Below are 24842 nucleotides of genomic sequence, written 5' to 3' on the forward strand. Positions count from 1 at the left end.
TGTGCGTTTCTTAAAATGAGTGAGTAATCAATGGAAAAAGACAAACTTTTAATCGAAATCGACAAGGCCTCAGCTTATATTGAGAATGTAATTAATAGTGAGAATAAAAGTGATTTAAGAGATTTGACTTTTGATCTTGATAGAGTCAGGTTAAGAGTTATTAATGGCAGTCTAAGGAATAATCCTTTAAGAGGGTTTCCTCGGAAATATGCAGAAATGTATAATGATTACTTACATCCCATAACTGATGTCTTAAGCAATATCGAAAAATATGTTGATCTATATTTAACAAGGTAAAGCACTACAATCTGTTCCGTTACTATGACCCGGACAGCGGCCGGTTCACCCAGCAGGATCCGACAGGGCTGGCGGGCGGGATTAACCTTTATCAGTATGCGCCGAATGCGCTGGGATGGGTCGATCCGTGGGGGTTATCAAAGACTTGTAAAGACCCGTCAAAAGAAGCGACGAAATGGCAAGGTCCAGGTAATGACGACTATCCTGGAATCGATGTATATAAAAATAGAAGATTAAAAAAAGGTACAATTCTATATGCTCTTTACCCCAATGGAAATCAGCAACCTTCATATACAGTTACATTTCCAACACTCTTAAAATACTGCGAGAATCCTCTTGGCTATCATCAAGGTTTGCAGGTAAAGTTAGATCCTAGATGGCCAATTCGAATTCAAGTTAGAGCTTTCTATGTTAGCCAAGATATTGACGTTGCATATGGTAGAGCTGCTGCTAATAAGTTATATGGTGAGGGTGGAGAACTTCAGTTTTTTATTCCAGAAGAATCCAGACATTTATTAAAACCTGGGAAAATATTGAATATATGATTGATTTGCATATAGATAAAGTCAACGGTGCTATATTTTTAGGTGGCGTTGAAGTAGATATATCATCAGAGGATGTTTTTGTTAAATCTGCGTTTTACGAAACGTTTTTTAAACAGGGTGAAATTAATGAATTAATGCCGCATCATTATTTATTAAAATCTGTTATTTTTAAAGATAAAATATTTGAAATGATTGTCAGGACAATTTGTTATGATTTCCCATTTATGATTCAATTAATAGATCATGATAGTGACTATTTTAATTCTCGTGAGGACTGGAACTTAAAAGCTGATATAAATATGTTGAGCCAGTCTGTGCGGAAAACCTCTTTATGGTTAAGTGAAGTATTAGATTTGCAGGAACCAGATGTTCAAAATGAAAGCTTTAATAGATGGCTGTTTAGTTGGGGAAGAGTATCAGTTTCATATGAAAATAAATCATTTGATTTTGGTATATTTATAACTTGGTATTAATAATAAAATAAGTTTTAAGTCAATTTATCCTAACTGTGGGGCTATACTGCCCCGTTGCGGCGTTATCCCGCAACTAGCTGCACCACCACCCGTTAGCATTACTGGAACGGCAGGGGGTGATCACACGCTTTATCTATGAGCGTGGCGAGAGCTGGCGCTATGTGTGGGATGGGAACGAGCGGCTGACGCAGCGTATCTCTTGGATTGACATGACGCCTGCGGCCGCACTGTCTCCCGCACATTCGCCGCGGGTCATCCCGAGGCGATCACCCATACCTTCAGCTGAAGCGCCGCCGGTCAGCTGCTTGCCCGCGCCACGCCGGAGATGCAGACGCGCTGGCGCTATACGCCCGCCGGTCTGCCGGCGCAAATCACCTAGCATCCGGCGCTGGGCGACGGCCTCTGGAGTCAGCAGGCCGAGCAGGCGTGGCGTTACGATGCGCCGGGCAACCAGACCGCGCTGGCCCCGAAGGGGCGAGTATTCAGGCCTGCACTACAATCTGTTTCGTTACTACGACCCGGACAGAGGACGTTTTACGCAGCAGGATCCGATAGGACTGGCGGGTGGGATTAACCTTTATCAGTATGCGCCGAATGCGCTGGGATGGGTCGATCCGTGGGGGTTGAGTAACCTGCCTTCAACTTTTAAGGCTCAGTTTAGAGCCGCAAAGAGGAAACTAGGAATACCAAAGAATATTAATACACCTAATCCTGTTAAAGTTTATGATAATAAATATGAGAATAGAACCGTTTGGCAGTTTAATACCGAGGACGGAGGGAAATATATTGTTATGCATGAAGAGGATAAGTTCGGGCGTGGGCCTCATTTGCATACCGCTGATGACTTACATGGATCTCCTTTAGAACCAAAAATACGCTATAACCAACATCCAGGCCATTATCCCGAAGATTTAGAGGGTATCGAGAACATGAAAGGAAAGAAAAAATGTCAAATGCTTTAAAAGAAAAGCTGAAAATTGCAAAACAAAAAAAAATAAAACAAATTGTTAAAGATGACATTATTAAAGTGAATGCTTTAAATTTAAACGATGTTGATTTTATAGACATTCATTATCAGAAATTGATTTTGGAAATTAAAGATAAAGGAATTTATTTAATAAAAAATAATCATGATATAAATAGTCAATATGGAAATTACCAAAAATTTATCGAACGAATATCAAGTAAGGAGAAGGTTTTTTTATATTGTTCAGGTGCCGATATGTTTTTTTTCGTAAGCGTACCGAGCATAGCAGTGAAGGCAAATCCAAAGTATTTCTGGGAGAGTCATGTTTTACATTCTTCTTGGCAATCCAGGTTTTTCATAGATAGCGAAAAAAAATATGGTTTCGCAGCGTTAAATGGCGAGTATGGGATTGAGGTTTGTCAATGGTATTAGCTAGATTATATAAAAATTTTATTTTATGTATTCTGTTGAGGATTACAGTATCCATTGATAACTAATTTCTAGGTAAGATGCTGCCTTTTTATATGGTTTTTAGAATGTAATCTTGAGTTTATAGTGTTTAGCTTTGCTGCTTTAAGCGCAGCGGTATCTTAAAATAGTGATAATCAGCGTGTGTGCTAAATAATTCCTGCTGAGGTTATGAAGCATATAGAAATGTCATGGAGAAACGCAACGGCCGAGATTAATCTTAATTATTATAAACCGAATACAGTGGATGGATTGAACTTAGAAGATGAAGTAAGTGTGGTAATAATGGGAAGCCACTTTATAAAGGCCCGCAATTTCCTGGAAGTATTGCTGAAACTTCCGATAAAGTATTTATCAAAATAGGCGGCTTAGTAAACCTGAGTTTTTTATAAAAACCACGCTACTAATAATAAAGTGGGCAGGGAATATTTATAGACAATGAATGGACGTTATAACTCAGAGGGTATATTCGGGGAAAGACTCGCGTTCTGCTATGGTTAGGAGTATTACGAAAGTATCAAGTTTAAATTGTCTCAAGGTATATAGATTAGTGAGGGAGCGCAGTCGCACGGAGTCTGGTATGTTCTGGCTTAGTGTATCAGGCAGCAGTCTCTAATTTACCAAAATAATAGATTATCTATGAAGTGGTATTTCCCTGGCAATGGATTTTTATATTTTATTATAAGATCTTGTACAATTAATTACAGATTTAAATAAAAACGCAAATCATCAATCGGCAATTATTTTTTTATTGCTCGTTATGATTCTATAAAAGGAAGTGTAATTAACTTTGATACGGTAAAGGAATTGCTCACCTATATGGCGGTGGCTCAATATTGCGAATTTGCTTATAAAAAAGGAAGGGTTGCCAAATTGTGTTGTAAATAACGCAGCTACTATAATTAAGTCAACTCCATAAAAAAGCTGGAAGCAATCTCAACGATCCTTCCGGCTTTTTAATTTTAATTACGTTTTATTATTAGCGACAGGAAGCGCTACCCGTGAAACTTTTCAAATTAAAGGTGTTAATCCAAAAGATCCGTTGGACGTTTCATGGAACGATGGCAGATTAAGAGGTACTTTTGATACTTTGCAGCTATATGAAAAAGGTATACCACAAGCTAAATCCCCAACAATGTTTGGTAAAAAGAAGGGGCTCCACTTGAACCATTTACTATAGCTTATCCTGAGTTTGGAAAAGGTGGGGTTCAACAGTTAATAGCTGGCAGAAGAACTGTTATATTTGATGAGGTTAAAATCCTCCCAGAGGGTGATAATGGATCTTGAGTCTTACGAAGAAGTTCTGGATTTTCTTGATGAGTATTTTGCAGTTAGGATAAAAGATGAAAAGTATCTTAATGAGATGAGGAAGATGATTAACGGTTCAAGAAAGAAAAAGATGGTGGCTATTAGGCCTATTCAATTACTTTTTTTAGAGTATAGAACGAAGTTTAATGATTATAGCATTGTAAGTAAAGATGAGAAAAAATTATGGGTTGACTTGATTGATTATTGGCAATAATTTTAGCTTGATGTGTAGAATTGAACATTTTATACTGCATGCCCTGATTACGGAAAAGGTGGTACGGTGTAATTATTACCTTTAGGAAGAGGTTATTCCGTTATTCTTGATGCGATGGTTATTAATCCGGGGTGAATGTATGACCGGGGCGGAATTAAGAAATAAACTAACCTATTTAATAAATAAATATGTACCGAAAAGTGAGAGGGATAGTTTTTATGATTGCATATCCAAAAAAGATGTGCCAATAAACGGTATTTTGGCTGATTTTAATAAGTTTAACACAACAGCTGTTGATTAAGCTGTTGGGGAAATAATAAGTAACATTTACTTTTATTTTTGCTAATTTTTTTGAAGTTAAAAACTTATAAAAAACGCTGTAATCGAACGGCTTCCGCTGGCGCTATGACGTTCACGGGCGCACCACGGAGAAGGAGAGTGCGCAGGTACGCTGGCGCTACCGCTACGATGCGGAACACCGGCTGACGGAGGTCATCAGCGAGCCGAAGGACCGTAACCGGCCGCAGGTAGAGGTGAGCTTCCGCTACGACCCGCTGGGGCGGCGGCTCAGCAAAACGCGACGGCAGACGCTGAACGGGCAGCCGCAGGGAAAGGCGGTGACCACGCACTTTGCCTGGGACGGGTTCCGTCTGCTGCAGGAAATCCACGACGGTGTGCCGCTGACGTACGTCTACAGCGATGCGGGCAGCTATGAGCCGCTGGCGCGGGTAGACAGCAGCGCAGTGGTAGGAATCAGGTTATTCGCTGTATCGAACAGGAAAAGGCAACGGATGAAGCGATATTGTCAGCTCAATAAGGCCATGTTATGAAAAACTTCTTTGCTATCAGAAAAAACAGTTTAATTCTCTTATGGACAGCGCTGAGCCTGTTTGCAATTTCAGGGTGTAACGCAATGAAAACTTATCCACCCGAAGACTTTTTCCATGGCACGCAGCTTACGCTGGCGCAGAGTATTTATCAGGGTGACCTAGCGTCGGTAAAACAGCAGGCTGGCGTGACCGATCTCAACAAGCCCGGCAAGCAGGACATGACGATTTTATTTTACGCCCTGCAGTGCGCGCAGGGAGAAAAGAAACAACCGCTGACCATCATGAGCGAACTGGTAAGGCAGGGGGCCGATCCGCTGCAGGATGTTCCGGATATGGGCAGTGTGGCGGGCGTGACGGCGAGATCATCCTCCCCTGAATATATGGCGGCTCTGCTTGATGGCGGTATGAGTCCTGATGTAGAAATAATGAAACGTCCAGTTTTTTTCAAGGCAGCTTCAGATGATACATTGAAAACCCTGGATTTAATGGTTAGGCGAGGCGCGAATGTTAATCGAAGCGATAGTTTAGGCAGGACGGTTCTTATGCATGCACTGGATGGTATGCAGCTTGATACCGTCGTCTGGCTGCTTAAACATGGCGCCGATCCGCACGCCGTGGAAACCAACAGCGGCTGGTCGTTTGCGCGGCAGCTGGCATATGTTGTAAAACGCAACAATGGTCAGGAAGGTCCCACGCTGGATAAGCTTAATGAAATCATAGGCCTGGTCAAACAGGCGGGCGTAAACTGGCCCCCGGCGCAATAATTCGCATATTAAAAAGCCATTGAGACGTGGTCTTTTGGATTTTATTAATGTTTTAATTATTATCAATGCCGCTGTATTTATGTCACCAAATTAAGTGGTTCAGCGTTATAAATAATAAACAGGCGGAAACGCCTGTTTTCCATTATTAGCTTCTTTAGCGTCCAGAGCCAGCGGCAAACCAGGCTGGATCTTTGATGCTATGGGACTAAATAAAAAATTAAGGCGGCACTGGCAATATGTTTGACAAGCATGATATGGATCAGTTTATTCGCTGTATCGAACAGGAAAAGGCAACGGATGAAGCGATATTGTCAGCTCAATAAGGCCATTTTATGAAAAACTTCTTTGCTATCAGAAAATACAGTTTAATTCTCTTATGGACAACGCTGAGCCTGTTTGCAATGCCAGGATGTAACGCAATGAAAATTTATCCTCCCGAAGACTTTTTCCATGGTACGCAGCTTACGCTGGCGCAAAGCATTTATCAGGGTGACCTGGCGTCGGTAAAACAGCAGGCTGGCGTGACCAATCTCAACAAGCCCGGCAAGCAGGATATGACGCTTTTATTTTACGCCCTGCAGTGCGCGCAGGGAGAAAAGAAACAACAGCTGGCCATCATGAGCGAACTGGTAAGACAGGGGGCCGATCCGCTGCAGAATGTTCCGGATATGGGCAGTGTGGCAGGCGTAACGGCCAGTTCATCCTCACCTGAGTATATGGAAGCTCTGCTTAATGGAGGAATGAGCCCTAACGCTATGGTTCAAAAAAGTCCCATCTTTTATTATTCCGCCTCGGATAATACCCTAAAGACATTATCCTTAATGATTCAGCGTGGCGCTAATATCAATCAAAGCGATAATTTAGGCAGAACGGTTCTTATGGAAGCACTGGATGGTATGCAGCTTGATACCGTCGTCTGGCTGCTTAAACATGGCGCCGATCCGCACGCCGTGGAAACCAACAGCGGCTGGTCGTTTGCACGGCAGCTGGCGTATGTTGTAAAACGCAACAATGGTCAGAAAGGCCCCACGCTGGATAAGCTTAATGAAATCATAGATCTGGTCAAACAGGCGGGCGTAAGCTGGCCGCCAGCAGAGTAATCTGCATCTTAAAAAAGCCATTGAGACGTGGTCCTTTGGCTTTTATTAATTGCTTACTTATCATCAATGCCTCTGTATTTATGCTGCCTGAGCAGGCGGCTCAATGCGATAAATAATAAATAAAGAGAGAGGTCTGTTCCCTCATTTTCAATCTCCTTTGTTGAATTTAATCGGTGGTGATATGAATATAATAATGCTTATATTAAAAGCGGCTACTTGCCTGGCGAATTTTGTGCTTTCTGTGTGGCTACAGTTTATTATGGCGAGTGGTTTTATCTGGATGCTTATCTCCGGTGTAGGTATGAAGGGACAGGACTGGGGGAAATGGTTAACAGCGTTCAGGCCGATCTTAATGCTCTATGCGTTGAATAGCGTGGTGTTAGTTATTTGTGGCTTATTAGTTGCCTGGAACTGCCTGGATAAAAAACATGTTCTTTGTTTATCGTTGGCGGCGGTGCAGTTACCTTTTTTCTATTTAATGGCGAAAACCACATATGGCGATCTCTTTTTCGCTCCGGTTGTCTGGGTGGCGGCGATCGCTTCTGGCACTGGCCTGGCAAGTAATTATCTTAAACTTAGGTGAATCGCTAATTTAGCTGGCTATTCACTGAGTGTCTTATTTGTTTTATTCATTATTGCAGGGAGCCCCCGATGGCAACCGGAAATACCATTGGTAAATTACAATATGCGCCTGCGCCGCAGGGAAACGTTGCGGCAGGAAGTGCCAACCCACCTAAAAAGAAAAGCTGGTGGAGTAGTTACGGCGACTGGGTGCATACCGGGCTGGATGTGTTAGGTGCTGTTCCTATTGTCGGCGTGGTTGCCGATGGGGCTAATGCGGCAATTTATACTGCTGAAGGCGATTACGGCAACGCGGCCCTGTCTGCGGCATCAGCCGCCGCAAACTTTGTGCCCGGAGGTGGAGCCGCATTCAAAGCGGGTAAGCTGGCAGCAAAAACTACTCTGATGAGATGGCAAATGGCTGGCTGGGACAGGGATGGTTCTTGCCTTTTTCCCCGGAAATTCGCGAAACGGATGACGTTCTGCTCTATATCGATGAACAGGGACGCGAGATCGATTTTCCCCGTATCGCTCCAGGGCTGCCGGCCCGCCTGCACCGCTATGAGCAGCTCACCTTGTCACAGCCGAAGCAAGGTCTTTATCGGCTATCAACGTCTGATGAACAACGTCACTGGCTGTTCAGCCAGGAAGCGGAGGCTGGACGCTTTTTGATGACGGCGATGGAAGATGCGCATGGCAATCAGCTGACTCTCCATTATGACCGCAATCACTTACCGGTGGAGATCGTTGACAGCGCCGGGCGCCGCTTTTTGATCCAGTTTGCCGATCTTTGCCTGACGAGTGGCGAGAAGGTCAGACGTATCTCCAGCGTTAGCTGTTGTCATCCCTCCGAGCCTGAACTGCCTGAAATCCTCTGCCGCTATGACTATTCGGAGGAGGGCGATTTAATCGCCGTGCGTAACGGGAACGATGAAATCGTCAGAGATTTCCGGTATCGCAACCATATTATGGTGGCGCATCGTCTGGCAGGCGAAATGGCCTGTTTCTATCATTACGACCGTCACGATGTACATGGCAAAGTACTGGCGCACCGTAACAGTCTGGGGCAGACCTGGCAGTTTGACTATCAGCCAAATGCCACACTCGTAACTGATGTCCTGGGCCGTAAAACGCGTTATGAGTATGATGATAATCATGAGCTGACGACGCTTATTGATGCCAGCGGAGGAATAACCCGGATTAAACGTAATGCGCGCGGGCAAGCCATTGCGGTAACCGATCCGGCCGGGCGTATTACACGTTATCGCTATGATGAACGCGGGAACTGTACGGCAGTTATTGCGCCTGACGGAGGAATGACGCGCATTGATTTTCACCCGCACTGGAACAGGCCGGTGCGTATTACCGATATGCTCGGATCATCGCGTGAATTTACCTGGGAGGTGGCAGGTAATTTAATACGTGAAATGGATGAACTGGGCCGCGTCACAGAATATAACCATGACGACGCCGGTAATCTGGTCCGTATTCGCGATGCGGCATCAGGCATTCAAACTTTTAACTGGAATGCGGCGGGATTCCTTTTATCCCATACGGACTGTTCCGGGCGTACTACGCAATACAGCTATGACAAGTATGGCTGGCTAAAAAGCCGTACTGATGCGGCGGGCAATATCACCACATGGCAGCATAACGCAGACGGCTTGCCGGTGAAGGTGTCTCACGCCGCGATAGCCGTGGAGAAGTTTGGACAACCATGAAAGCTGAAGGCGCAAAGAAACTGGGTATGAAAAATCCTAACGGGAAAAAACACTGGTTTGAACATCCTGATGGGCACCCCGATGCCGGTCAGCCTGGAGTTCCAAAACATCATAATAGTGGTCATATCCATTCTATTAATACTAAGGGTGAAAAAATTGTTTTTACATGGTGACTTTTTATGAAATTACTTAATTATATTGTGAGGTTTCCTTTCCCTGATTGGTCGGAGCTAACTGATAATGATGGGAAGTTAATTAAAAAACCGATCTGCTACTGCTGGCTTCAAATGGGTGAAGACAAAGAAGTAACTTATGGTTTTGACAATGAGATAGCTAGTGATTTTTTGAAAACTTTGTTCCCTAAATTCCTAATGGTCGATGAGATTGGGGTGAAAGAGTGCTTATTTAATAAACTTCCTCTTGGGGAAATTTGTTTTTATGATGATGGGGAAAAAATCGAAATGTTAAAAAAAACATTTTTTGAATATTTTTTAAACAAGAAAAAAAAGTGAATTATTGAAAAAAAGAGGAGGGAGGGATGAAAATAATGTCGATATAAATCTTATGCCACTCGAATTGAATGCTGGGGTAAGTAGTGAGTCAATAAATAATTGCCTTAAGAGTAATCTGCCAGTTTTAATTATGCGTTTTTTTACGCCAGAGGCTGGCGACACATTCGTAATATTTGATGAAGGGTTAGATAGTCAAATAAGAAAATTAGCTGAAAAACTTGGTGTGAAACATGAAGAGTATAAAGATATTAATGAGCTGCCTACACCACGTTGGTGATTGATTTAATTAGTGAGGGATTTAAAGTAAAAAGACAGTAGGAGGGTTATTACTTTCCGTCCAGCTAAAAGTAGGTTTAATCCATGATGTATTTTAACGGCTATTCTAAGTTAAAGATAAATGTTATCGGATATGAATATGAAAACTCAACGGATAAAGATGACTCTAATTGGTTGATTGTTGAAATTTTTGTTGAAAATGGCGATGGTGGAACTTGGTCTTCAGTGAATCCCTGCTTAACAACAATGGAACTTGCTGAGTTAAAGGGGTGGCTTTCAACTATTCTCGATAAAAAAACGACATCGCGTGAATTGGATTTCATGGAAAATGAATTGCGTTTTATAAATGAGGGTAATGGTGTTATAAGCGTTGCACTTAATTATGCATTTCATCCCAATTGGGAATGCTATGATTTTGACAATGAAGATGAAGTGATTTTAAAATTCCATTTAGATGATGGAAAATTAAAAAGGTTAATAGAGCAAGTTGATGAGTTAATAAAGAGATACCCGGAGAAAAGAGGTCATTGAATTTTTTAGCTTAGCATGAATAGAGGTCGTAAGAGATGTTAAAGATTCTTCCGGATTTTTAGTTATCAGTCAGTCATTATTGTTCGTTCCCGTTAAATACTGTACGAAATTTTTCTTCATTTTCGAACGGCTCTTGCAAAGTAAGGTGTTGTGCTGTTTTCTCTGCCTGACCACGTTGCACCTGGCTTACAATGCTTTGCCTTTACGCAACAACTATAATCGTATTGAGATAAGAAATGTTGAACTGATGAAAGAAAATGTTTCACAGAAAGTAGAAGAGTTAAAAAAAGTGTTGGTTTCTATTGAGGAGATGGTTATTGTAATCGATAAAATAGGGACAGGTTTTGACGAAACGGAACGAGCAGCATTTGCATTACTACTTTTTTTTAAACAACGTGATGTTCTTGGGGGGTTAGCAAAAGTCAGAAAATATTTGTATAAAGAGTTAGAGGATAATATTTCTCCTGAAGAATTCGATAACTGGATCGAGAATGACATTGCTTTATGGCGGCCTCCATATGATAAAAAAGGGGAGGAAATATTAAGTTTGATAGAAAATGGAGATCTCTAGTTAGAACTTTCTCCGCGATAAGGAAATATATTCCCGTAATTTTAGGATGCGGGTTTTCAGTATGTTAATATGGTTGTTAATTCTGAAAACCAGTCAGCCTACTTTACTATTACGGAGCATTCCCCGGGAAGCGCATCGCAAGTATACGTTACAAGAGGGAGTGCTGGTATAACTCATGCTGAGAGACGTGCAAAACTAGCTTTGCCTCCTAACAACTCTGCAACTTATGAAGGCAAGGTTGTTTTAACCAGACCTCAAGTTCTTCTTGAAGGAAAGGTTGCGCCGCAGCTGCAATGGGGAGCAGATAAAGTAGGCGGAGAATGGCAACTAGTAACTGCAGGTGGAAAATACTCAGGAGCAACTAAGTTATTATGAATTTAGAAGAAACCGGAAAAAATATGTAACTTATTAAGCTTGTCTGGTTATGTTCAGGAAGCAAAAGAGATAAGTGATATGATGAATAAATTATTAATATTGGATAAGGGTGAGGCTGAGAGAAGATCAACCATAAATAATTTAATATCCCGTTGTCATATTAAATGGCTGAGAGATTATTATGTTGATAAGATTACTTATAAAGAATGGACTGACATTATTACAGAGTTCAAAAAGAAACTTAATAAAGCTAAATGACAAAGCCGCCCGGCATCAGGAGCAGGCAACCTTCCGCGATCCGCATCGTACTCAAACCCCGCCTCGCGCAGTTACTTGCCGGAAAGACTCAGCGCTGGGGTGCTGGTATCGCCTCTTTACAGCGGTATTCCAAAATGTACGCCTCCACTGGAACATGGAGCATCAGCTGGGAGAGGCGGTGACCCGGCGTAACGGCACGGCGCAGCGAACCCGTTACGGCTACGACGCTTTCGGACGATGCAGCTGGAAGCAGGACGCCTTCGGGGTGACGCACTTTATCTGGGACGGTGACCGGCTGCTGAGCGAGGAGCGGGGCGGTCGTCAGCATATCTGGATTTATGAGGATGAAAGCTTCGTGCCGCTGGCGCAAATCAGCACGCAGCGCGGGGAAAGCGAACATGACGCGCAGGTTTACTGGTATCACACCGACCAGGCGGGTCAGCCGCGCGAGCTGACCCGGATGGCGGGTGAGCTGGTGTGGCGTGCGGACAACCGCGCCTGGGGCAATACGCTGCGGGTGGAGACGGCGGAACAGGCGGAACCGGTGCATCAGCCGCTGCGCTTCCAGGGGCAGTATTACGATGCGGAGACCGGTTTGCACTATAACCGGTTCAGGTACTATGCATCCGGATGCAGGGCGGTTTGTCAGCCAGGATCCGATTGGGCTGGCCGGCGGGATAAACCTGTACCAGTATGCGCCGAATCCGTTAAGTTATATTGATCCTCTTGGTTTAAAATGTGGCAGTGCTTCTGGTCAATTACCTGAATTAAGAGGTAAGTCAGTTAATCGAATTGAAGAGATTCTGTCACAACACGGTTTTACTCAGACTAAAGTTAGCAATAGTGCTGCGAAAAATCAGATATGGAGACATGCGGATGGTTCAGAAGTAAGGATTCATCCATATGGAAATCAATCAGTGAATATGAGTAATGGTCAATTAACGCCTAAATCTGGTTTGAATGCTCATATCCATAAAGAAAATCATTTAGGCGATCAGTTGGATGATTTGGGGAATATTTCAACAGATCCTAATTTAACCCATATTGGTATTCGAAATCCTTCGGATTATCCAACTGTTAGAGGACGGCCTCATGGGAGTGGTAGGTAGATAATTATGAGTATTGAATATCATCTAATAGTTAACAGTTCATTGCGAGATGAAGTTTTTAAGGAAATCAAAGCTTCATTTGAAGATAGTGGTTTATATTGTCTGAAGCATTTTTCTGATAATATTATTGGTTTCTCTATAAATGGTTACTCATCCGGTTGGGGAGCTGATTTTGAAATAACCAAAACGGAAAAGGATTTATTTATCGCGATCCATTCTGGTAATTATAAGAAAATACTATCAGTCATAGAAAACAGTCTCATTAATAACCATATATCCTTCGAGCTTGAGGAAGAATAAATAAAAGCCGGGAAGGATACTCAAATCTTCCCGGCTCTTTATTACTTAACCCTCGTTCAGCACACTAAACACTCCGCCCTTAATTCACTTAACCACCTGTTTAGCCTGATAAATCTGCTCACGAACTTCCCGCGCCTCATTATTATCTGCCATCAGCATAGTACACCCTTCCGAGATTTTTACGGCTATGTCACACTCGGTCTCAAGCCCCGTCCCTTTCAGCCAGTTACCTTTAATGTACAGGCTGGAACTGCACGTATAGCCGGTGGGGGGTTGGTTTTACGGTTTGTGCAGGAAATACTGATATAGCTGACCAGGTAGAATAACGTTATGTTTGTATAATTTTTTGTATTTACCTATTGATTTTATAGTAAAATTAACAATGTATGGATAGTTTTACTTATCAGAGTATGGCGGTAGCGTATGTATTATGACTTGGTAATTTCAGGACTGTACGGACGAAACTGACGGTAAGATCCGAACTCAGGTCAGATTACACACCCTGATCCGATAGGGCTGGCGGGCGGGATAAACCTGTACCAGTATGCGCCGAACCCGCTCAGCTGGATCGACCCGCTGGGGTTAGAAAAATGTAAACCATCCTCTCCGGGGAAAATGCAAAAGGAAGTTGAGCGAGGTCAAGCACCTAAAGAAATTGTCAGAGTAGATAGGGGGCATATTCCGGGTCAAGAACCACATGTACATTATGCTGATGGTACATCATCTAATATGTCAGGTGGAATTCATGATGCTCACCGAGGAATACCAAATCCATCGAAAAAAGCCCGGAAATGGTTACAGGATCATGGATGGATACCACCAGAATATAATTAAGGTTGTTAAATGGAAATATACGGTTATGAAAATGAAGAGGGTGATCTTATGTCACTTCAAGAAATGACATTAAAAGTTACTGTGGATGAATTAAAAATCTTATCGTCTTTTATTATTAATACAGTTAATTTAATGGAAGAACACAAGGAAAACTTCGGTCATGAGCATCTTTCTGATTTTACAAAAAATTGCTGTATGCCTGAAGTAATTATCACTAAATAAAAAAAGCCGGAAGTGATCTTAACAATCCTTCCGGCTTTTTATCTTTAGCCGCCCGGCGTCAGGATCAGACAACTTTTCGCGATCCGCACCGTTACCGCCTGGCCCGTCTCAAATAGGATGCTGCCGGTCAGCTGTTAAGAGAAGAAACGCTGACGCGTGGCGGCGCGACGGGCAGCTGAAACAGATGACAGACAGCCACAGCGGCGCGCACCGCTACGCCTACGACGCGCTGGGCAGGCTCACGCAGGCCGGAGGCGAACGGTTTTCCTTCGACCCGGCCCATAACCTGCTGGCGCAGGAAAATGCGCCGCCGCTGACGGATAACCGCCTGCGGGTACTCGGCGACTGCCGCTGGGAGTACGACGCGCACGGCAACGTCACGGAGAAACGCACCGGCCGCCATACCGTGCAGCGTTTCCGCTGGAATGCAGAGCATCAGCTGGAAGAGGCGGTGACCCGGCGTAACGGCACGGCGCAGCGAACCCGTTACGGCTACGACGCTTTCGGACGACGCAGCTGGAAGCAGGACGCCTTCGGGGTGACGCACTTTATCTGGGACGGCAACCGGCTGCTGAGCGAGGAGCGGGGCGGTCGTCAGCATATCTGGATTTATGAGGATGAAAGCTTCGTGCCGCTGGCGCAAATCAGCACGCAGCGTGGGGAAAGCGAGCATGACGCGCAGGTTTACTGGTATCACACCGACCAGGCGGGCCTGCCGCGTGAGATGACCGGGATGGCGGGTGAGCTGGTGTGGCGTGCGGACTACCGCGCCTGGAGCAATACGCTGCAGGTGGAGACGGCGGAGGAACAGGCAGAGCCAGTGCATGAGCCGCTGCGCTTCCAGGGGCAGTATCACGATGCGAAGACCGGTTTGCACTATAACCGGTTCAGTTACTATGATCCGGATGCAGGGCGATTTGTCAGCCAGGATCCGATTGGGCTGGCCGGCGGGATAAACCTGTACCAGTATACGCCGAACCCGCTGACGTGGATTGATCCTTTAGGACTGCGTTGTGGGCATACTGCTAAAGCAAAACAACTCGGTTATAAAAAAGTCAATGAACGTTCTCACGGGCAGCCGGCCTTCGTAAATAATAAGGCACCGAATAAGTTGAAATATATTACTCCTGATGTTGACCAACATAATGGCGGATTTTGGAAAGCTGCTGATAGTGTGAGAAATTTAGGAAGCAGGCGGACAAGTTCAGGCACTTATGATGCTGATCTTAATCGAATAGGTGATTAATGTATGAAATATTCATATAGAATAACTAAATATACTCAGACTGATGAACTGGGGAGGGGCATTCATCTCCAAATGAATGGACCAGTTTTTATGATGTAGGCAATAAGGTAACAGAGAACGAATATAAAAAAGTTGAACAGAAATATATAGATTATATTTTAGATGCATGTAATTGCCTTGGCGTGAAATCACTAAAAATTAAGGGGTTGGAACTGAATGTTGATAAATGTAAGTATGCAGAAGGTAACACTATTCAACTTGGTGATCTTAAAGAGGTGATTCAATCAATATTAAGAGAGTATATATGGTGTAAGCTTATATCCAATGAATGTGAGTTTCATTTTGGTTATGATTTCTATATGTATTTTTTATGTGATGCTTGTCCTGAAGAATGTATAGATAAAATAAAAACGGAACTTACTGTTCAAAGATATAAATCCCCATATTTATAATAAGATAAGAGTCGGGAAACTCTTTTAATCCTCCCGGCTTTTTTATTTAAGCCTATTTCATATACTAAGCAAGCACGTCCTTTACACCTTGAACCACCAGTTTAGCCTGATAAAATTGCTCCCGGCACGGCGCAGCGAACCCGTTACGGCTACGATGCTTTCGGACGACGCAGCTGGAAGCAGGACGCCTTCGGGGTGACGCACTTTATCTGGGCCGGCAACCGGCTGCTGAGCGAGGAGCGGGGCAAACGTCAGCATATCTGGATTTATGAGGATGAAAGCTTCGTGCCGCTGGCACAAATCAGCACACAGCGTGGGGAAAGCGAGCATGACGCGCAGGTTTACGGGTATCACACCGACCAGGCGGGGCTGCCGCGCGAGCTGACCGGGATGGCGGGTGAGCTGGTGTGGTGTGCGACTACCACGCCTGGGAATACATTGTGCGTGGGGGCGATGACGCTGACAGCGTGGACGCCACGACAGGTCAGATTGCCGGCGCGCTGTATGGTTATTCGGGCATACCGCAGGAGTGGCGTGACAGGCTGATGCAGGAAAAAAGAATTGCCGCCATGGCGGAAGCGTTCTTCAGGCAGGCACCTGAGGAAACGACATAATTTTGAGCAAAACAGGCGACAGCGTTTTTAAGCCCCATGGCGCAATCGGCACTAAGTCACATGACTAATAATGATTTTTAATGTTCAATCGCCCGCATTGTCAGAGAAAAAGATAATTTTATGTTGCAGCCAACAGGGCGGGGGCCGGGCCTTTTAGCAGGCTATTTGCTGCCATTTGATGCTATCCCATTCTTTTACTGCCTGTTTTGACTTTCTTTTCGCTACCGATATAATCGGCGCTTCATGGTAAGGAGAGAGACATGTTCAGAAGCAACCTGGAAGAAAAACTGTATAAAACGGGTTTTTCTGCGGAGGAAATAGGGAAGTTACGCGCTAATGCGGAAAACCATTCCACCTCGCTGGAAATCGTACTGTCTGACTTGTCTAAAATTTTCCGCTCCCGCATCTATATTTGCATCGCGCTGGTGATTATCTGGATGCTCTCCGTCACCTTTCAGGGGACGCAGCGCGCCCTGCCGCTTGGTGCATCAATGTTAATCGCGCTTGGTTTGATCGCCTGGTTTACGCCGATAAAGCTCTCGTGGAAATCCTGGCTTTATCAGCGCAGCGTTAAAAAGAATGCAGGCAAAACGGACTAAGCGTTAACGCGAGCAAGTAGCGCCAGACATAATATCAAGCACGCTTTTGCCCTTAAGACCGAGGCTGATGTTCTTCTGTAATCGCTTCGTCTGGCTCAGCTTGTCATAGTTGCGGTAAAAATCCTCGCGCAGTGAATAGAACAGACGCCAGGATTCTTTTTTCTTGATAAGGCCATAAACGCTAAAGGCATTAGCCGCCAGATCGACAGTGTTATAGACGGCTAGCCCTGAACAGCGTTCAAACCCCATCGCCTCCGCGCTGCCCATATAGGCATCAGCCAGAAAACCCTCTGTCGTTTTATTGTCGGTGAACAGACGTTCAATCTCTTTATCGATTCCGTTAATCCCGTTCACCACCAGGATCCCGCCGGCAACCACGCCGACAGGCGACAGGGTGCCGACCAGCAGTGCGCCGCCGACGACCTGTGAGGCGGAAGTCGCGATATGAACCCCCGTTATCACGTAGCCTTTGATCTGTTGCTGATGGTCGCGAACAAACTCAATGACGGCGAAAACCTTTGCTTTACCTGTGGCCAGCAGCCTGTCCTGAATATGCAGATCGTTTATTTCCGCTTTTAAAGCTTCGAGGTAATTCATGCTCTCAGCAGCAGTCTGCGCCCGACTGATTAAGTTGAGATGTTGTTCAGCAAAGCTTTTCGTCTCGCTGATGAATTTATGCAGCGTAGGGCCGTAGTTCAGATGACGTGAAGATAGGGTATGTGCAAGCTGGTTTAATTTCGCGATCTCGTTGCGCGCCATTGCCATGTAGCCAGACTTCTCGGCACTATTATCGATAAATGTACTCATTTTCCTGTCCTTAAAAAAACGATAAGTGATTTTAATAGTTTTGATTGTTTTAACAACCGCTTAATAACCCCGCTTTTAGCTGCGTCCGTCTCTTTAACATCAGCGCAGCGGATCTCCTTTGACTCCCCCCGTAAGCCAGTGTTAAATCCCTGCTGATCTGAACCGATACCATAACAACGATAACGATGATTCCGGCGTGTTTTGCGCCCTGAGACGAGCCCAGCTATGTTTATCTCCATTTTTACACGTCTGCTGATCGCTACCGCTCTGGCAGGCTTTGGCTACGCTACAGCCGCCGAGTTGCCTGACGCCGTTAATGCGCCTTTAACACCGCCGGTGGGGCAATTTTCCGTTATCGCTCCCGCTAACGGCGCGCATGAGCTGGCAGCCGCTGGCGAGGCGGTGACAGCTTATCGGGAGAAGGGAGCCGTTGACGGTGCTTCTGCCGCCACGGCATCGGCGCCAGTCAACAGCGGTAACGCGTTCCCGGCGAAGGTGAATGCGACAGGCGTCGCTTCTGCCAATAGCGATGCCGCAGCGGCAACCCACAGCAATGCGGCGTTAGCTGCAAGCCCAATGGGATCCGTGCCAGCGGTAACAAATAGCGATACGGCGTTAACCGCAAGCCCGCCGCAAACTGCGCCTTTGGCAGCGGACAGCGATGCGGTGTTAAATGAAAGCGCTGCGCCAGCGGCAGATGCCGGGGTGAATCAAAGCGCGCCAGCACAAACGGCTGAAGAGACTATTCAGCCGCAGCCTCAACAGGGGGCGGCCGGCAGCACGCCGGCGGAGGCATCCGGCTCTGCGACCGCCGCGCAGACGGACGGTGAAGAGGTGAAGCAGGATCGGGTCATTACCCTGGTATTACAGGCGATCCGCGCACATCAGCTGACTTCGCTCTCCAGTGAATGTCTGGGTATGAGCTTCGTCGATGACAGCGACGATCCGGCTAACTACCTGATTGACGTGCGGGAGAACCGTAACTACCCCGCCTGCGGCGGCGATCCGGAAACCGCGCCGCATCTGTTTTTCTTTAAGGCCGGTAAAAAGGATGGCGCCCTGCAGACCGATGCCGGAGTCGAGCCTGACGATTTTTATCCGCTGGAAGACAGCGCGCAGCCTGCCGTCGCCGCGCTGACGGCGGCCGATTTCGTCATCCAGGTCAACAGCACTTCGCTGGCCTTAGGCCAGCCGTGGAACGAGGATGTGATGATGAGCCTACCGCCGGAACGCGCGCAGGCCACGCAAAATCAGGCGCAGGATGCGGATGCCCCTTATCGCTATTATCAGCATCGCTATGACGTGCTGGCGCTGACGGTTTCCAACGAAGGCTGGGATCGGCAGCAACGCAGCGCCGACGATAGCTATCTGGGACAGATTACGCTGCTCGACGCCACGCTGGAGACGCATCGCGGCGCGCGCGTCGGTATGACGGTCGCCGAACTGGAGCAGAAATATGGCCCTGGCGAAGCGGATGAGCGCAACGGCGAAAGCTGGCTCAGCTGGCAGCAGGATGACAAAGTCATCGCCGCGCGCATCGGCAATGGCCTGGTGACGCAGATAACGCTAAGCCAGCTGCAGCACGCGGCAGACGCGCAGGGATAAGCGCGCGCATAAACGGCCTGCCCGGGCGGCGGAAAAAGTTAGCGGGAAAGCGCACAGCGCGCGCGATTTCGGCCTGCTTTTTTTATGTACTTAAGGTAAGCTATGCGGCCTCATTGTCTGACTTTTCAACATTGTTATATGGGGCCGGCGCCAATGTAGACCACTACGCTTTTTCGCAGCGTTCACCCGGCAGCACAGCGTGCCGCAGGTGAGCTGCATGGTTCTGGCTCCGGGCCTGTCAGTGGGCCCTCATGAATTAACGGCTGTGTCGCCTGCTATTACGCCGCGCCACAGCATTAACAGAAGAACTCCGATGTCTAATACCCCATTTTTGCAAGAAGTGTCGCGTCGTCGCACCTTTGCCATTATTTCTCACCCCGACGCCGGTAAGACCACCATTACTGAAAAAGTCCTGCTGTTCGGACAGGCGATCCAGACCGCCGGTACGGTAAAAGGCCGCGGCTCCAACCAGCATGCCAAATCGGACTGGATGGAGATGGAAAAACAGCGTGGTATCTCCATCACTACCTCGGTTATGCAGTTCCCGTACCGCGACAGCCTGGTGAACCTGCTGGATACCCCCGGACACGAAGACTTCTCCGAGGATACCTACCGCACCCTGACCGCCGTGGACTGCTGTCTGATGGTGATCGATGCGGCGAAAGGCGTTGAGGATCGTACCCGTAAGCTGATGGAAGTGACCCGTCTGCGCGATACGCCGATCCTGACCTTTATGAACAAGCTGGACCGCGACATCCGCGATCCGATGGAATTGCTGGACGAAGTTGAAAGCGAGCTGAAGATCGCCTGCGCGCCGATCACCTGGCCTATCGGCTGCGGCAAGCTGTTTAAGGGCGTTTACCATCTTTATAACGATGAAACCTACCTGTACCAGTCCGGTAAGGGCCATACCATTCAGGATGTGCGTATCGTTAAAGGGCTGGACAACCCGGAACTGGATCAGGCGGTTGGTGAGGATCTGGCGGCGCAGCTGCGCGATGAGCTGGAGCTGGTCAAGGGCGCCTCGCACGAGTTCGAGCAGGAAGCCTTCCTGCAGGGCGAGCTGACGCCGGTCTTCTTCGGCACCGCGCTGGGCAACTTCGGCGTTGACCATATGCTCGACGGGCTGGTCTCCTGGGCGCCGGCACCGATGCCGCGTCAGAGCGATACCCGCACCGTTGAAGCCAGCGAAGAGAAGTTTTCCGGCTTCGTGTTTAAGATCCAGGCCAACATGGATCCGAAACACCGTGACCGCGTCGCCTTTATGCGCGTGGTCTCCGGCAAGTATGAAAAGGGCATGAAGCTGCGCCAGGTCCGCATCGGTAAAGATGTGGTTATCTCTGACGCGCTGACCTTTATGGCGGGCGACCGTTCGCACGTGGAAGAAGCCTATCCTGGCGATATTATCGGCCTGCATAACCACGGCACCATTCAGATCGGCGATACCTTTACCCAGGGCGAAAACATGAAGTTCACCGGCATCCCGAACTTCGCGCCGGAGCTGTTCCGCCGGATTCGCCTGCGCGATCCGCTGAAGCAGAAGCAATTGCTGAAAGGGCTGGTGCAGCTGTCGGAAGAGGGCGCGGTGCAGGTGTTCCGTCCGCTCTCCAATAACGATCTGATCGTCGGCGCTGTCGGCGTGCTGCAGTTCGATGTGGTCGTGGCGCGCCTGAAAAGCGAGTACAACGTGGAAGCGATCTATGAATCGGTTAACGTGTCGACCGCGCGCTGGGTAGAGTGCAGCGATGTGAAGAAGTTCGACGAATTCCAGCGTAAGAACGAGATTAACCTGGCGCTGGACGGCGGCGATAACCTGACTTACATCGCGCCGACCATGGTTAACCTGAACCTGACGCAGGAGCGTTATCCTGACGTGGTGTTCCGCAAAACGCGCGAACACTAAAAGAGGAGGCGCCCTGTCGCGGCGCGCCTTTTCGACCCCGCGGAGCCAGCCTTGCGCTCTGCGGGCGTCATTTCAGTACCACCGCACGCTGTGCTTTCCCGCTTACAGACTCCTCTTAAAAACACTGTAAAAACGCCTTCTCTCCTGTTTTTTAACCAGAAAAGCGAGACGAATGGCGATCCTTGTCTATGCTTAGTTTGTCGGACGCAAAAAGCGGCGGTGTCATCACCCCAGCGTCTTTTCGGCGGCAGCGCGGTTTGTTGTCGCCACGCTTACGGTTGTGAGTGGAATAACGGATAGAAGGAAGATATCGATGAACAAGACTAAGATTGCTAAGACTCTGATGGCTGTGATGGTGGGTTCTGCACTGCTGAGCGGTTCTGCGCTGGCGGATGAATCTGTATCACAGAAAACGCAGAATACGGCGGATAGCGCAGGGTCCAAAATCGATAGCTCTATGAAAAAAGTCGATGGTTTTATGGATGACAGCGGCATCACCGCCAAAGCGAAAGCGGCGCTGGTGGATGACGAAACGATTAAAAGCACGGATATCTCCGTTGAGACCGAGAAGGGTGTGGTTACCCTGAGCGGTTTTGTCGCTTCCCAGGATCAGGCTGAAAAAGCTGTGGCCGTGGTGAAGAAAGTGGAGGGTGTGAAATCCGTCAACGATAAACTACACGTTAAAGACAGCGAAAAACAGTCAGTTAGCGGTTATGCAGGTGATGCTGCAACAACCAGCGAAATTAAAGCTAAGCTATTAGCGGATGATATTGTGCCGTCCCGTAAAATCAAAGTTGAAACCACTAATGGTGTGGTCCAGCTTTCTGGTGCGGTAGAAAATCAGGCACAGTCTGAACGTGCCGAAAGTATCGCCAAAGCGATTGAAGGCGTGAAAAGCGTTAAAAACGACCTGCAGGTCAAAAAATAATGCTTTTCCGGCGCGGCTCTGACGGGCCGCGTCGTTGCTATCCCGTAAAAGAAGAATATTCACGGGGATTAACCCCCTGAATTTGCTGAGTAAGCAGTTCGATTTTCACTATGGTAAAGGAGAGGCTTATGTTTCGTTGGGGTATTATATTTCTGGTAATCGCACTGATCGCAGCGGCATTAGGCTTCGGCGGTCTGGCTGGTACGGCCGCATGGGCAGCTAAGATTGTCTTCGTGGTTGGTATTATCCTGTTCCTCGTCAGCCTGTTTACCGGACGTAAACGTCCCTAGGTAAGCATGCCCTCGACGCTGAACAGACAGATTCAGTGAACTTAGCGGAGGCCAGTCATGAATAGCGACATCGTTGCAGGCAAATGGAAACAATGGAAAGGCCAGATGGCGCTGATGTGGGCGGAATGGTTTGACAGCGATGACGCCTGGATGTCGGGAAATAATGACTGGCTCTCCGGAATTTTGCAGGAAGACTACGGCAGGGAGCAGTACGAGGCGACCCCCGAAAAAGACCCACGCTGAGCCATCCCGTGGGAACACGTATTCCGGTAACGCCTGGCAATATTGAGGCGTTAGCGCAACGCCCTTTTAACCCTGGCAAACTGGCGCTGGTGTGCGAAGGGGGCGGTCAACGCGGTATCTTTACCGCCGGCGTGCTGGACGCGTTCCAGCGAGCCCGCTTCAATCCCTTTCAACTCTATTTAGGCACCTCTGCCGGCGCGCAAAACCTCTCTGCGTTTGTCTGCGGCCAGCCGGGCTACGCCCGACGCGTCATCACGCGTTATACCACCAGTAAACTCTTTTTCGATCCGCTGCGTTTTGCGCGCGGCGGGCACCTTATCGATCTCGACTGGCTGACCGCCATCACCAGCCAGGAGCTGCCGCTGGCGATGACTCAGGCGGAACAATTGCTGGCTGACGGCAGAGAGTTCTATATGTGCGCCTGCCGCAGCGATGATTATAGTGCCCGCTACTTCGCTCCCGATAGCGCCAACTGGCTGGAGATCATTAAAGCCTCCAGCGCCATTCCCGGCTTTTACCGCAGCGGTATCGCGCTGGAAGAGGGCAGCTATCTCGACGGCGGCATTACCGACGCGATCCCGGTGCGTGAGGCAGCGCGGCGCGGCGCCGATACCATCGTAGTGATCCGCACTGTGCCTTCGCAGATGTTCTATACGCCGGGCTGGATTAAACGTATGGAGCGCTGGTTTACCGGCAGCCCGTGGGTAAACCTGCTGCAGCAGCATGAAAAAAGCTATCATGAGATTCAGCAGTTTATTGAACAGCCGCCCGGCGACCTGCGCATTATTGAAATCTATCCGCCGCATCCGCTGGCCAGTAGCGCGCTGGGCAGCCGCCTGCGTGCGCTGAATCAGGATTACCATCTGGGCCGACGCTGCGGGCGCTATTTTCTCGCCACGCTGGGGCAGTGGCTGAACCCGGGCGATGCGCTGGCAAGCCCGGTAATCATTACTCCGCCGGCGCCGGTGGCGAATGAGCCGGCTCACCTGCCGATCAGCCTGAATGAGGTCGTGAACAAAAATGCGGAGAATGACGCCGATTATGACAAAGGATCGCTGGCATGAGGTTTATTGATACCCACTGTCATTTTGATTTTCCGCCCTTTAGCGGAAATGAGACGGAAAGCCTGGCGCTGGCGGCGCAGGCGGGCGTAGAGCGGATTATCGTGCCGGCGATTGACGCCACGCGCTTTGCGCGCGTTTTGCAGTTAAGCCGCCAGCATCCGCCGCTTTACGCCGCGCTCGGCCTGCATCCGATTGTCATTGCGCAGCACAGTGAGGCGTCGCTGGAACAGCTGGAGCAATGCCTGCGCCAGCGGCCGGAAAAGCTGGTGGCGATCGGCGAGATCGGTCTCGATCTGTATATGACGGATCCCTGTTTCGATCGGCAGCAGCACTTTCTTGATGCGCAGCTGCGGCTGGCGCGTGATTACGATCTGCCGGTGATCCTGCATTCGCGCCGCACGCACGATAAGCTGGCGATGCATCTGCGCCGTCTGGAGGTGCCGCGTCGCGGCGTGGTGCATGGCTTTGCCGGCAGCCTGCAGCAGGCGCAGGCATTTATCGCCGCCGGTTATGCTATCGGCGTCGGCGGTACCATTACCTACCCGCGCGCCAGTAAGACGCGCGAAACCATCGCCCGGCTGCCGCTCTCCGCGCTGCTGCTGGAGACCGATGCGCCTGATATGCCGCTGAACGGTTTTCAGGGCGAGCCGAACCGTCCTGAACGGGTGCGAAACGTATGGCAGACGCTGTGTGAACTGCGTGATGAAGCGCCAGAAGAGATCGCCGGCATCCTCGCTGCCAATAGCGAGCGGCTGTTCCGCCTGCGCTAAAGGATCGACAGCCGCGTCAGGGATCAACAGGGCAAATGTGATAATTCTCACATTTGCCCTTCTGCGTTATGATAGGCGCAGAAAG

27 protein-coding genes and 8 pseudogenes are annotated in these 24842 nt (G+C 47.9%); 34 read left to right on the forward strand and 1 reads right to left on the reverse strand.

Annotation, left to right across the window (positions count from 1 at the left end):
• The first annotated feature begins 30 nt into the window (after positions 1 to 30).
• From C2E15_RS03755 to C2E15_RS03860, 27 genes and pseudogenes are all read left to right on the forward strand, one after another.
• Positions 31 to 297, forward strand: coding sequence for a hypothetical protein (locus C2E15_RS03755; protein ID WP_104956187.1), 267 nt, complete (start codon positions 31 to 33; stop codon positions 295 to 297).
• Positions 298 to 299: 2 nt separating this feature from the next.
• Positions 300 to 842, forward strand: a pseudogene (locus tag C2E15_RS03760) (RHS repeat-associated core domain-containing protein); the annotation flags it as partial.
• Positions 839 to 1315, forward strand: a complete 477-nt coding sequence (locus tag C2E15_RS21245; RefSeq protein WP_146108530.1) for a hypothetical protein — start codon at positions 839 to 841, stop codon at positions 1313 to 1315. The pseudogene C2E15_RS03760 and the gene C2E15_RS21245, both read left to right, overlap by 4 nt.
• A 482-nt stretch (positions 1316 to 1797) precedes the next feature.
• A pseudogene (locus tag C2E15_RS03765) lies at positions 1798 to 2277 on the forward strand (RHS repeat-associated core domain-containing protein); the annotation flags it as partial.
• Positions 2262 to 2714, forward strand: coding sequence for a hypothetical protein (locus C2E15_RS03770; RefSeq protein ID WP_104956188.1), 453 nt, complete (start codon positions 2262 to 2264; stop codon positions 2712 to 2714). The pseudogene C2E15_RS03765 and the gene C2E15_RS03770, both read left to right, overlap by 16 nt.
• A gap of 1312 nt (positions 2715 to 4026) precedes the next feature.
• Positions 4027 to 4272: a hypothetical protein gene (locus C2E15_RS03775; protein WP_128603787.1), complete on the forward strand. Its 246-nt coding sequence runs from the start codon at positions 4027 to 4029 to the stop codon at positions 4270 to 4272.
• 386 nt (positions 4273 to 4658) lie between these two features.
• Positions 4659 to 5006: pseudogene (locus tag C2E15_RS22300) on the forward strand (hypothetical protein); the annotation flags it as partial.
• A gap of 92 nt (positions 5007 to 5098) precedes the next feature.
• Positions 5099 to 5866 (forward strand): ankyrin repeat domain-containing protein, encoded by a 768-nt coding sequence (locus C2E15_RS03785; protein WP_104956190.1) that lies wholly within the window; start codon positions 5099 to 5101, stop codon positions 5864 to 5866.
• A gap of 332 nt (positions 5867 to 6198) precedes the next feature.
• On the forward strand, positions 6199 to 6966 hold the full coding sequence (locus C2E15_RS03790; protein ID WP_104956191.1) for an ankyrin repeat domain-containing protein: 768 nt from the start codon (positions 6199 to 6201) through the stop codon (positions 6964 to 6966).
• A 193-nt stretch (positions 6967 to 7159) separates the two neighbouring features.
• Positions 7160 to 7549 (forward strand): hypothetical protein, encoded by a 390-nt coding sequence (locus tag C2E15_RS03795; RefSeq protein WP_104956192.1) that lies wholly within the window; start codon positions 7160 to 7162, stop codon positions 7547 to 7549.
• Positions 7550 to 7617: 68 nt separating this feature from the next.
• Positions 7618 to 9236 (forward strand): annotated as a pseudogene (locus tag C2E15_RS03800) (RHS repeat-associated core domain-containing protein); the annotation flags it as partial.
• Between the two features lie 8 nt (positions 9237 to 9244).
• Complete coding sequence (locus C2E15_RS21575; RefSeq protein ID WP_167391827.1) at positions 9245 to 9421, forward strand: hypothetical protein; 177 nt, start codon at positions 9245 to 9247, stop codon at positions 9419 to 9421.
• Positions 9422 to 9427: 6 nt separating this feature from the next.
• On the forward strand, positions 9428 to 9760 hold the full coding sequence (locus tag C2E15_RS03805) for a hypothetical protein (RefSeq protein WP_104956193.1): 333 nt from the start codon (positions 9428 to 9430) through the stop codon (positions 9758 to 9760).
• Positions 9761 to 9764: 4 nt separating this feature from the next.
• Positions 9765 to 10037, forward strand: coding sequence for a hypothetical protein (locus tag C2E15_RS21255; protein ID WP_128861294.1), 273 nt, complete (start codon positions 9765 to 9767; stop codon positions 10035 to 10037).
• 83 nt (positions 10038 to 10120) lie between these two features.
• Positions 10121 to 10567: a WapI family immunity protein gene (locus C2E15_RS21260; protein ID WP_146108531.1), complete on the forward strand. Its 447-nt coding sequence runs from the start codon at positions 10121 to 10123 to the stop codon at positions 10565 to 10567.
• A 247-nt stretch (positions 10568 to 10814) separates the two neighbouring features.
• Positions 10815 to 11138, forward strand: a complete 324-nt coding sequence (locus C2E15_RS03815; RefSeq protein WP_104959070.1) for a hypothetical protein — start codon at positions 10815 to 10817, stop codon at positions 11136 to 11138.
• A gap of 69 nt (positions 11139 to 11207) precedes the next feature.
• Positions 11208 to 11513, forward strand: coding sequence for a hypothetical protein (locus C2E15_RS21265; RefSeq protein WP_128861292.1), 306 nt, complete (start codon positions 11208 to 11210; stop codon positions 11511 to 11513).
• Positions 11514 to 11591: 78 nt separating this feature from the next.
• Complete coding sequence (locus C2E15_RS03820) at positions 11592 to 11771, forward strand: hypothetical protein (protein WP_245912424.1); 180 nt, start codon at positions 11592 to 11594, stop codon at positions 11769 to 11771.
• 148 nt (positions 11772 to 11919) lie between these two features.
• Positions 11920 to 12511: pseudogene (locus C2E15_RS21850) on the forward strand (RHS repeat-associated core domain-containing protein); the annotation flags it as partial.
• A gap of 177 nt (positions 12512 to 12688) precedes the next feature.
• Positions 12689 to 12880 carry a hypothetical protein gene (locus C2E15_RS21855; protein ID WP_218926730.1) on the forward strand — a complete coding sequence of 64 codons (192 nt, stop codon included), beginning with the start codon at positions 12689 to 12691 and terminating at the stop codon, positions 12878 to 12880.
• A gap of 6 nt (positions 12881 to 12886) precedes the next feature.
• Complete coding sequence (locus C2E15_RS21270; protein WP_146108532.1) at positions 12887 to 13180, forward strand: hypothetical protein; 294 nt, start codon at positions 12887 to 12889, stop codon at positions 13178 to 13180.
• Between the two features lie 501 nt (positions 13181 to 13681).
• Positions 13682 to 13765, forward strand: a pseudogene (locus C2E15_RS22305) (RHS repeat-associated core domain-containing protein); the annotation flags it as partial.
• 258 nt (positions 13766 to 14023) lie between these two features.
• The gene (locus C2E15_RS03840) at positions 14024 to 14236 is read left to right on the forward strand and encodes a hypothetical protein (RefSeq protein WP_104956196.1); all 213 of its coding nucleotides are present in this window, start codon (positions 14024 to 14026) and stop codon (positions 14234 to 14236) included.
• 154 nt (positions 14237 to 14390) lie between these two features.
• A pseudogene (locus tag C2E15_RS03845) lies at positions 14391 to 15482 on the forward strand (RHS repeat-associated core domain-containing protein); the annotation flags it as partial.
• Positions 15483 to 16057: 575 nt separating this feature from the next.
• Positions 16058 to 16381, forward strand: a pseudogene (locus tag C2E15_RS22310) (hypothetical protein); the annotation flags it as partial.
• A gap of 20 nt (positions 16382 to 16401) precedes the next feature.
• A complete protein-coding gene (locus C2E15_RS21950) occupies positions 16402 to 16548 on the forward strand; it encodes an ADP-ribosylglycohydrolase family protein (protein WP_342747471.1) in 147 nt (48 codons plus the stop codon).
• A gap of 260 nt (positions 16549 to 16808) precedes the next feature.
• Positions 16809 to 17147, forward strand: coding sequence for a hypothetical protein (locus tag C2E15_RS03860; protein ID WP_104956197.1), 339 nt, complete (start codon positions 16809 to 16811; stop codon positions 17145 to 17147).
• Between the two features lie 3 nt (positions 17148 to 17150).
• On the opposite strand, the gene C2E15_RS03865 is transcribed toward C2E15_RS03860, so the two are convergent.
• On the reverse strand, positions 17151 to 17954 hold the full coding sequence (locus tag C2E15_RS03865) for a DUF4225 domain-containing protein (RefSeq protein ID WP_104956198.1): 804 nt from the start codon (positions 17952 to 17954) through the stop codon (positions 17151 to 17153).
• A 225-nt stretch (positions 17955 to 18179) separates the two neighbouring features.
• Here C2E15_RS03865 and C2E15_RS03870 point away from each other — a divergent pair, with 225 nt between their 5' ends.
• From C2E15_RS03870 to C2E15_RS03900, 7 genes are all read left to right on the forward strand, one after another.
• Complete coding sequence (locus tag C2E15_RS03870; protein ID WP_104956199.1) at positions 18180 to 19559, forward strand: hypothetical protein; 1380 nt, start codon at positions 18180 to 18182, stop codon at positions 19557 to 19559.
• 313 nt (positions 19560 to 19872) lie between these two features.
• Entirely contained in the window at positions 19873 to 21462 is a 1590-nt protein-coding gene (gene prfC, locus C2E15_RS03875; RefSeq protein ID WP_104956200.1) for a peptide chain release factor 3, read from the forward strand.
• Between the two features lie 313 nt (positions 21463 to 21775).
• Positions 21776 to 22390 carry a molecular chaperone OsmY gene (gene osmY / locus C2E15_RS03880; RefSeq protein WP_104956201.1) on the forward strand — a complete coding sequence of 205 codons (615 nt, stop codon included), beginning with the start codon at positions 21776 to 21778 and terminating at the stop codon, positions 22388 to 22390.
• Positions 22391 to 22518: 128 nt separating this feature from the next.
• On the forward strand, positions 22519 to 22680 hold the full coding sequence (locus C2E15_RS03885; protein WP_071883711.1) for a DUF1328 domain-containing protein: 162 nt from the start codon (positions 22519 to 22521) through the stop codon (positions 22678 to 22680).
• A gap of 57 nt (positions 22681 to 22737) precedes the next feature.
• On the forward strand, positions 22738 to 22923 hold the full coding sequence (locus tag C2E15_RS03890; protein WP_104956202.1) for a CsbD family protein: 186 nt from the start codon (positions 22738 to 22740) through the stop codon (positions 22921 to 22923).
• Between the two features lie 8 nt (positions 22924 to 22931).
• Complete coding sequence (locus tag C2E15_RS03895) at positions 22932 to 23987, forward strand: patatin-like phospholipase family protein (RefSeq protein ID WP_104956203.1); 1056 nt, start codon at positions 22932 to 22934, stop codon at positions 23985 to 23987.
• Complete coding sequence (locus tag C2E15_RS03900; RefSeq protein ID WP_104956204.1) at positions 23984 to 24757, forward strand: TatD family hydrolase; 774 nt, start codon at positions 23984 to 23986, stop codon at positions 24755 to 24757. Before C2E15_RS03895 ends, C2E15_RS03900 begins: the two co-directional genes overlap by 4 nt.
• Positions 24758 to 24842: the final 85 nt, after the last annotated feature.

Origin of the sequence: Mixta gaviniae, from assembly GCF_002953195.1 — a bacterium.
Classification (GTDB): domain Bacteria; phylum Pseudomonadota; class Gammaproteobacteria; order Enterobacterales; family Enterobacteriaceae; genus Mixta; species Mixta gaviniae.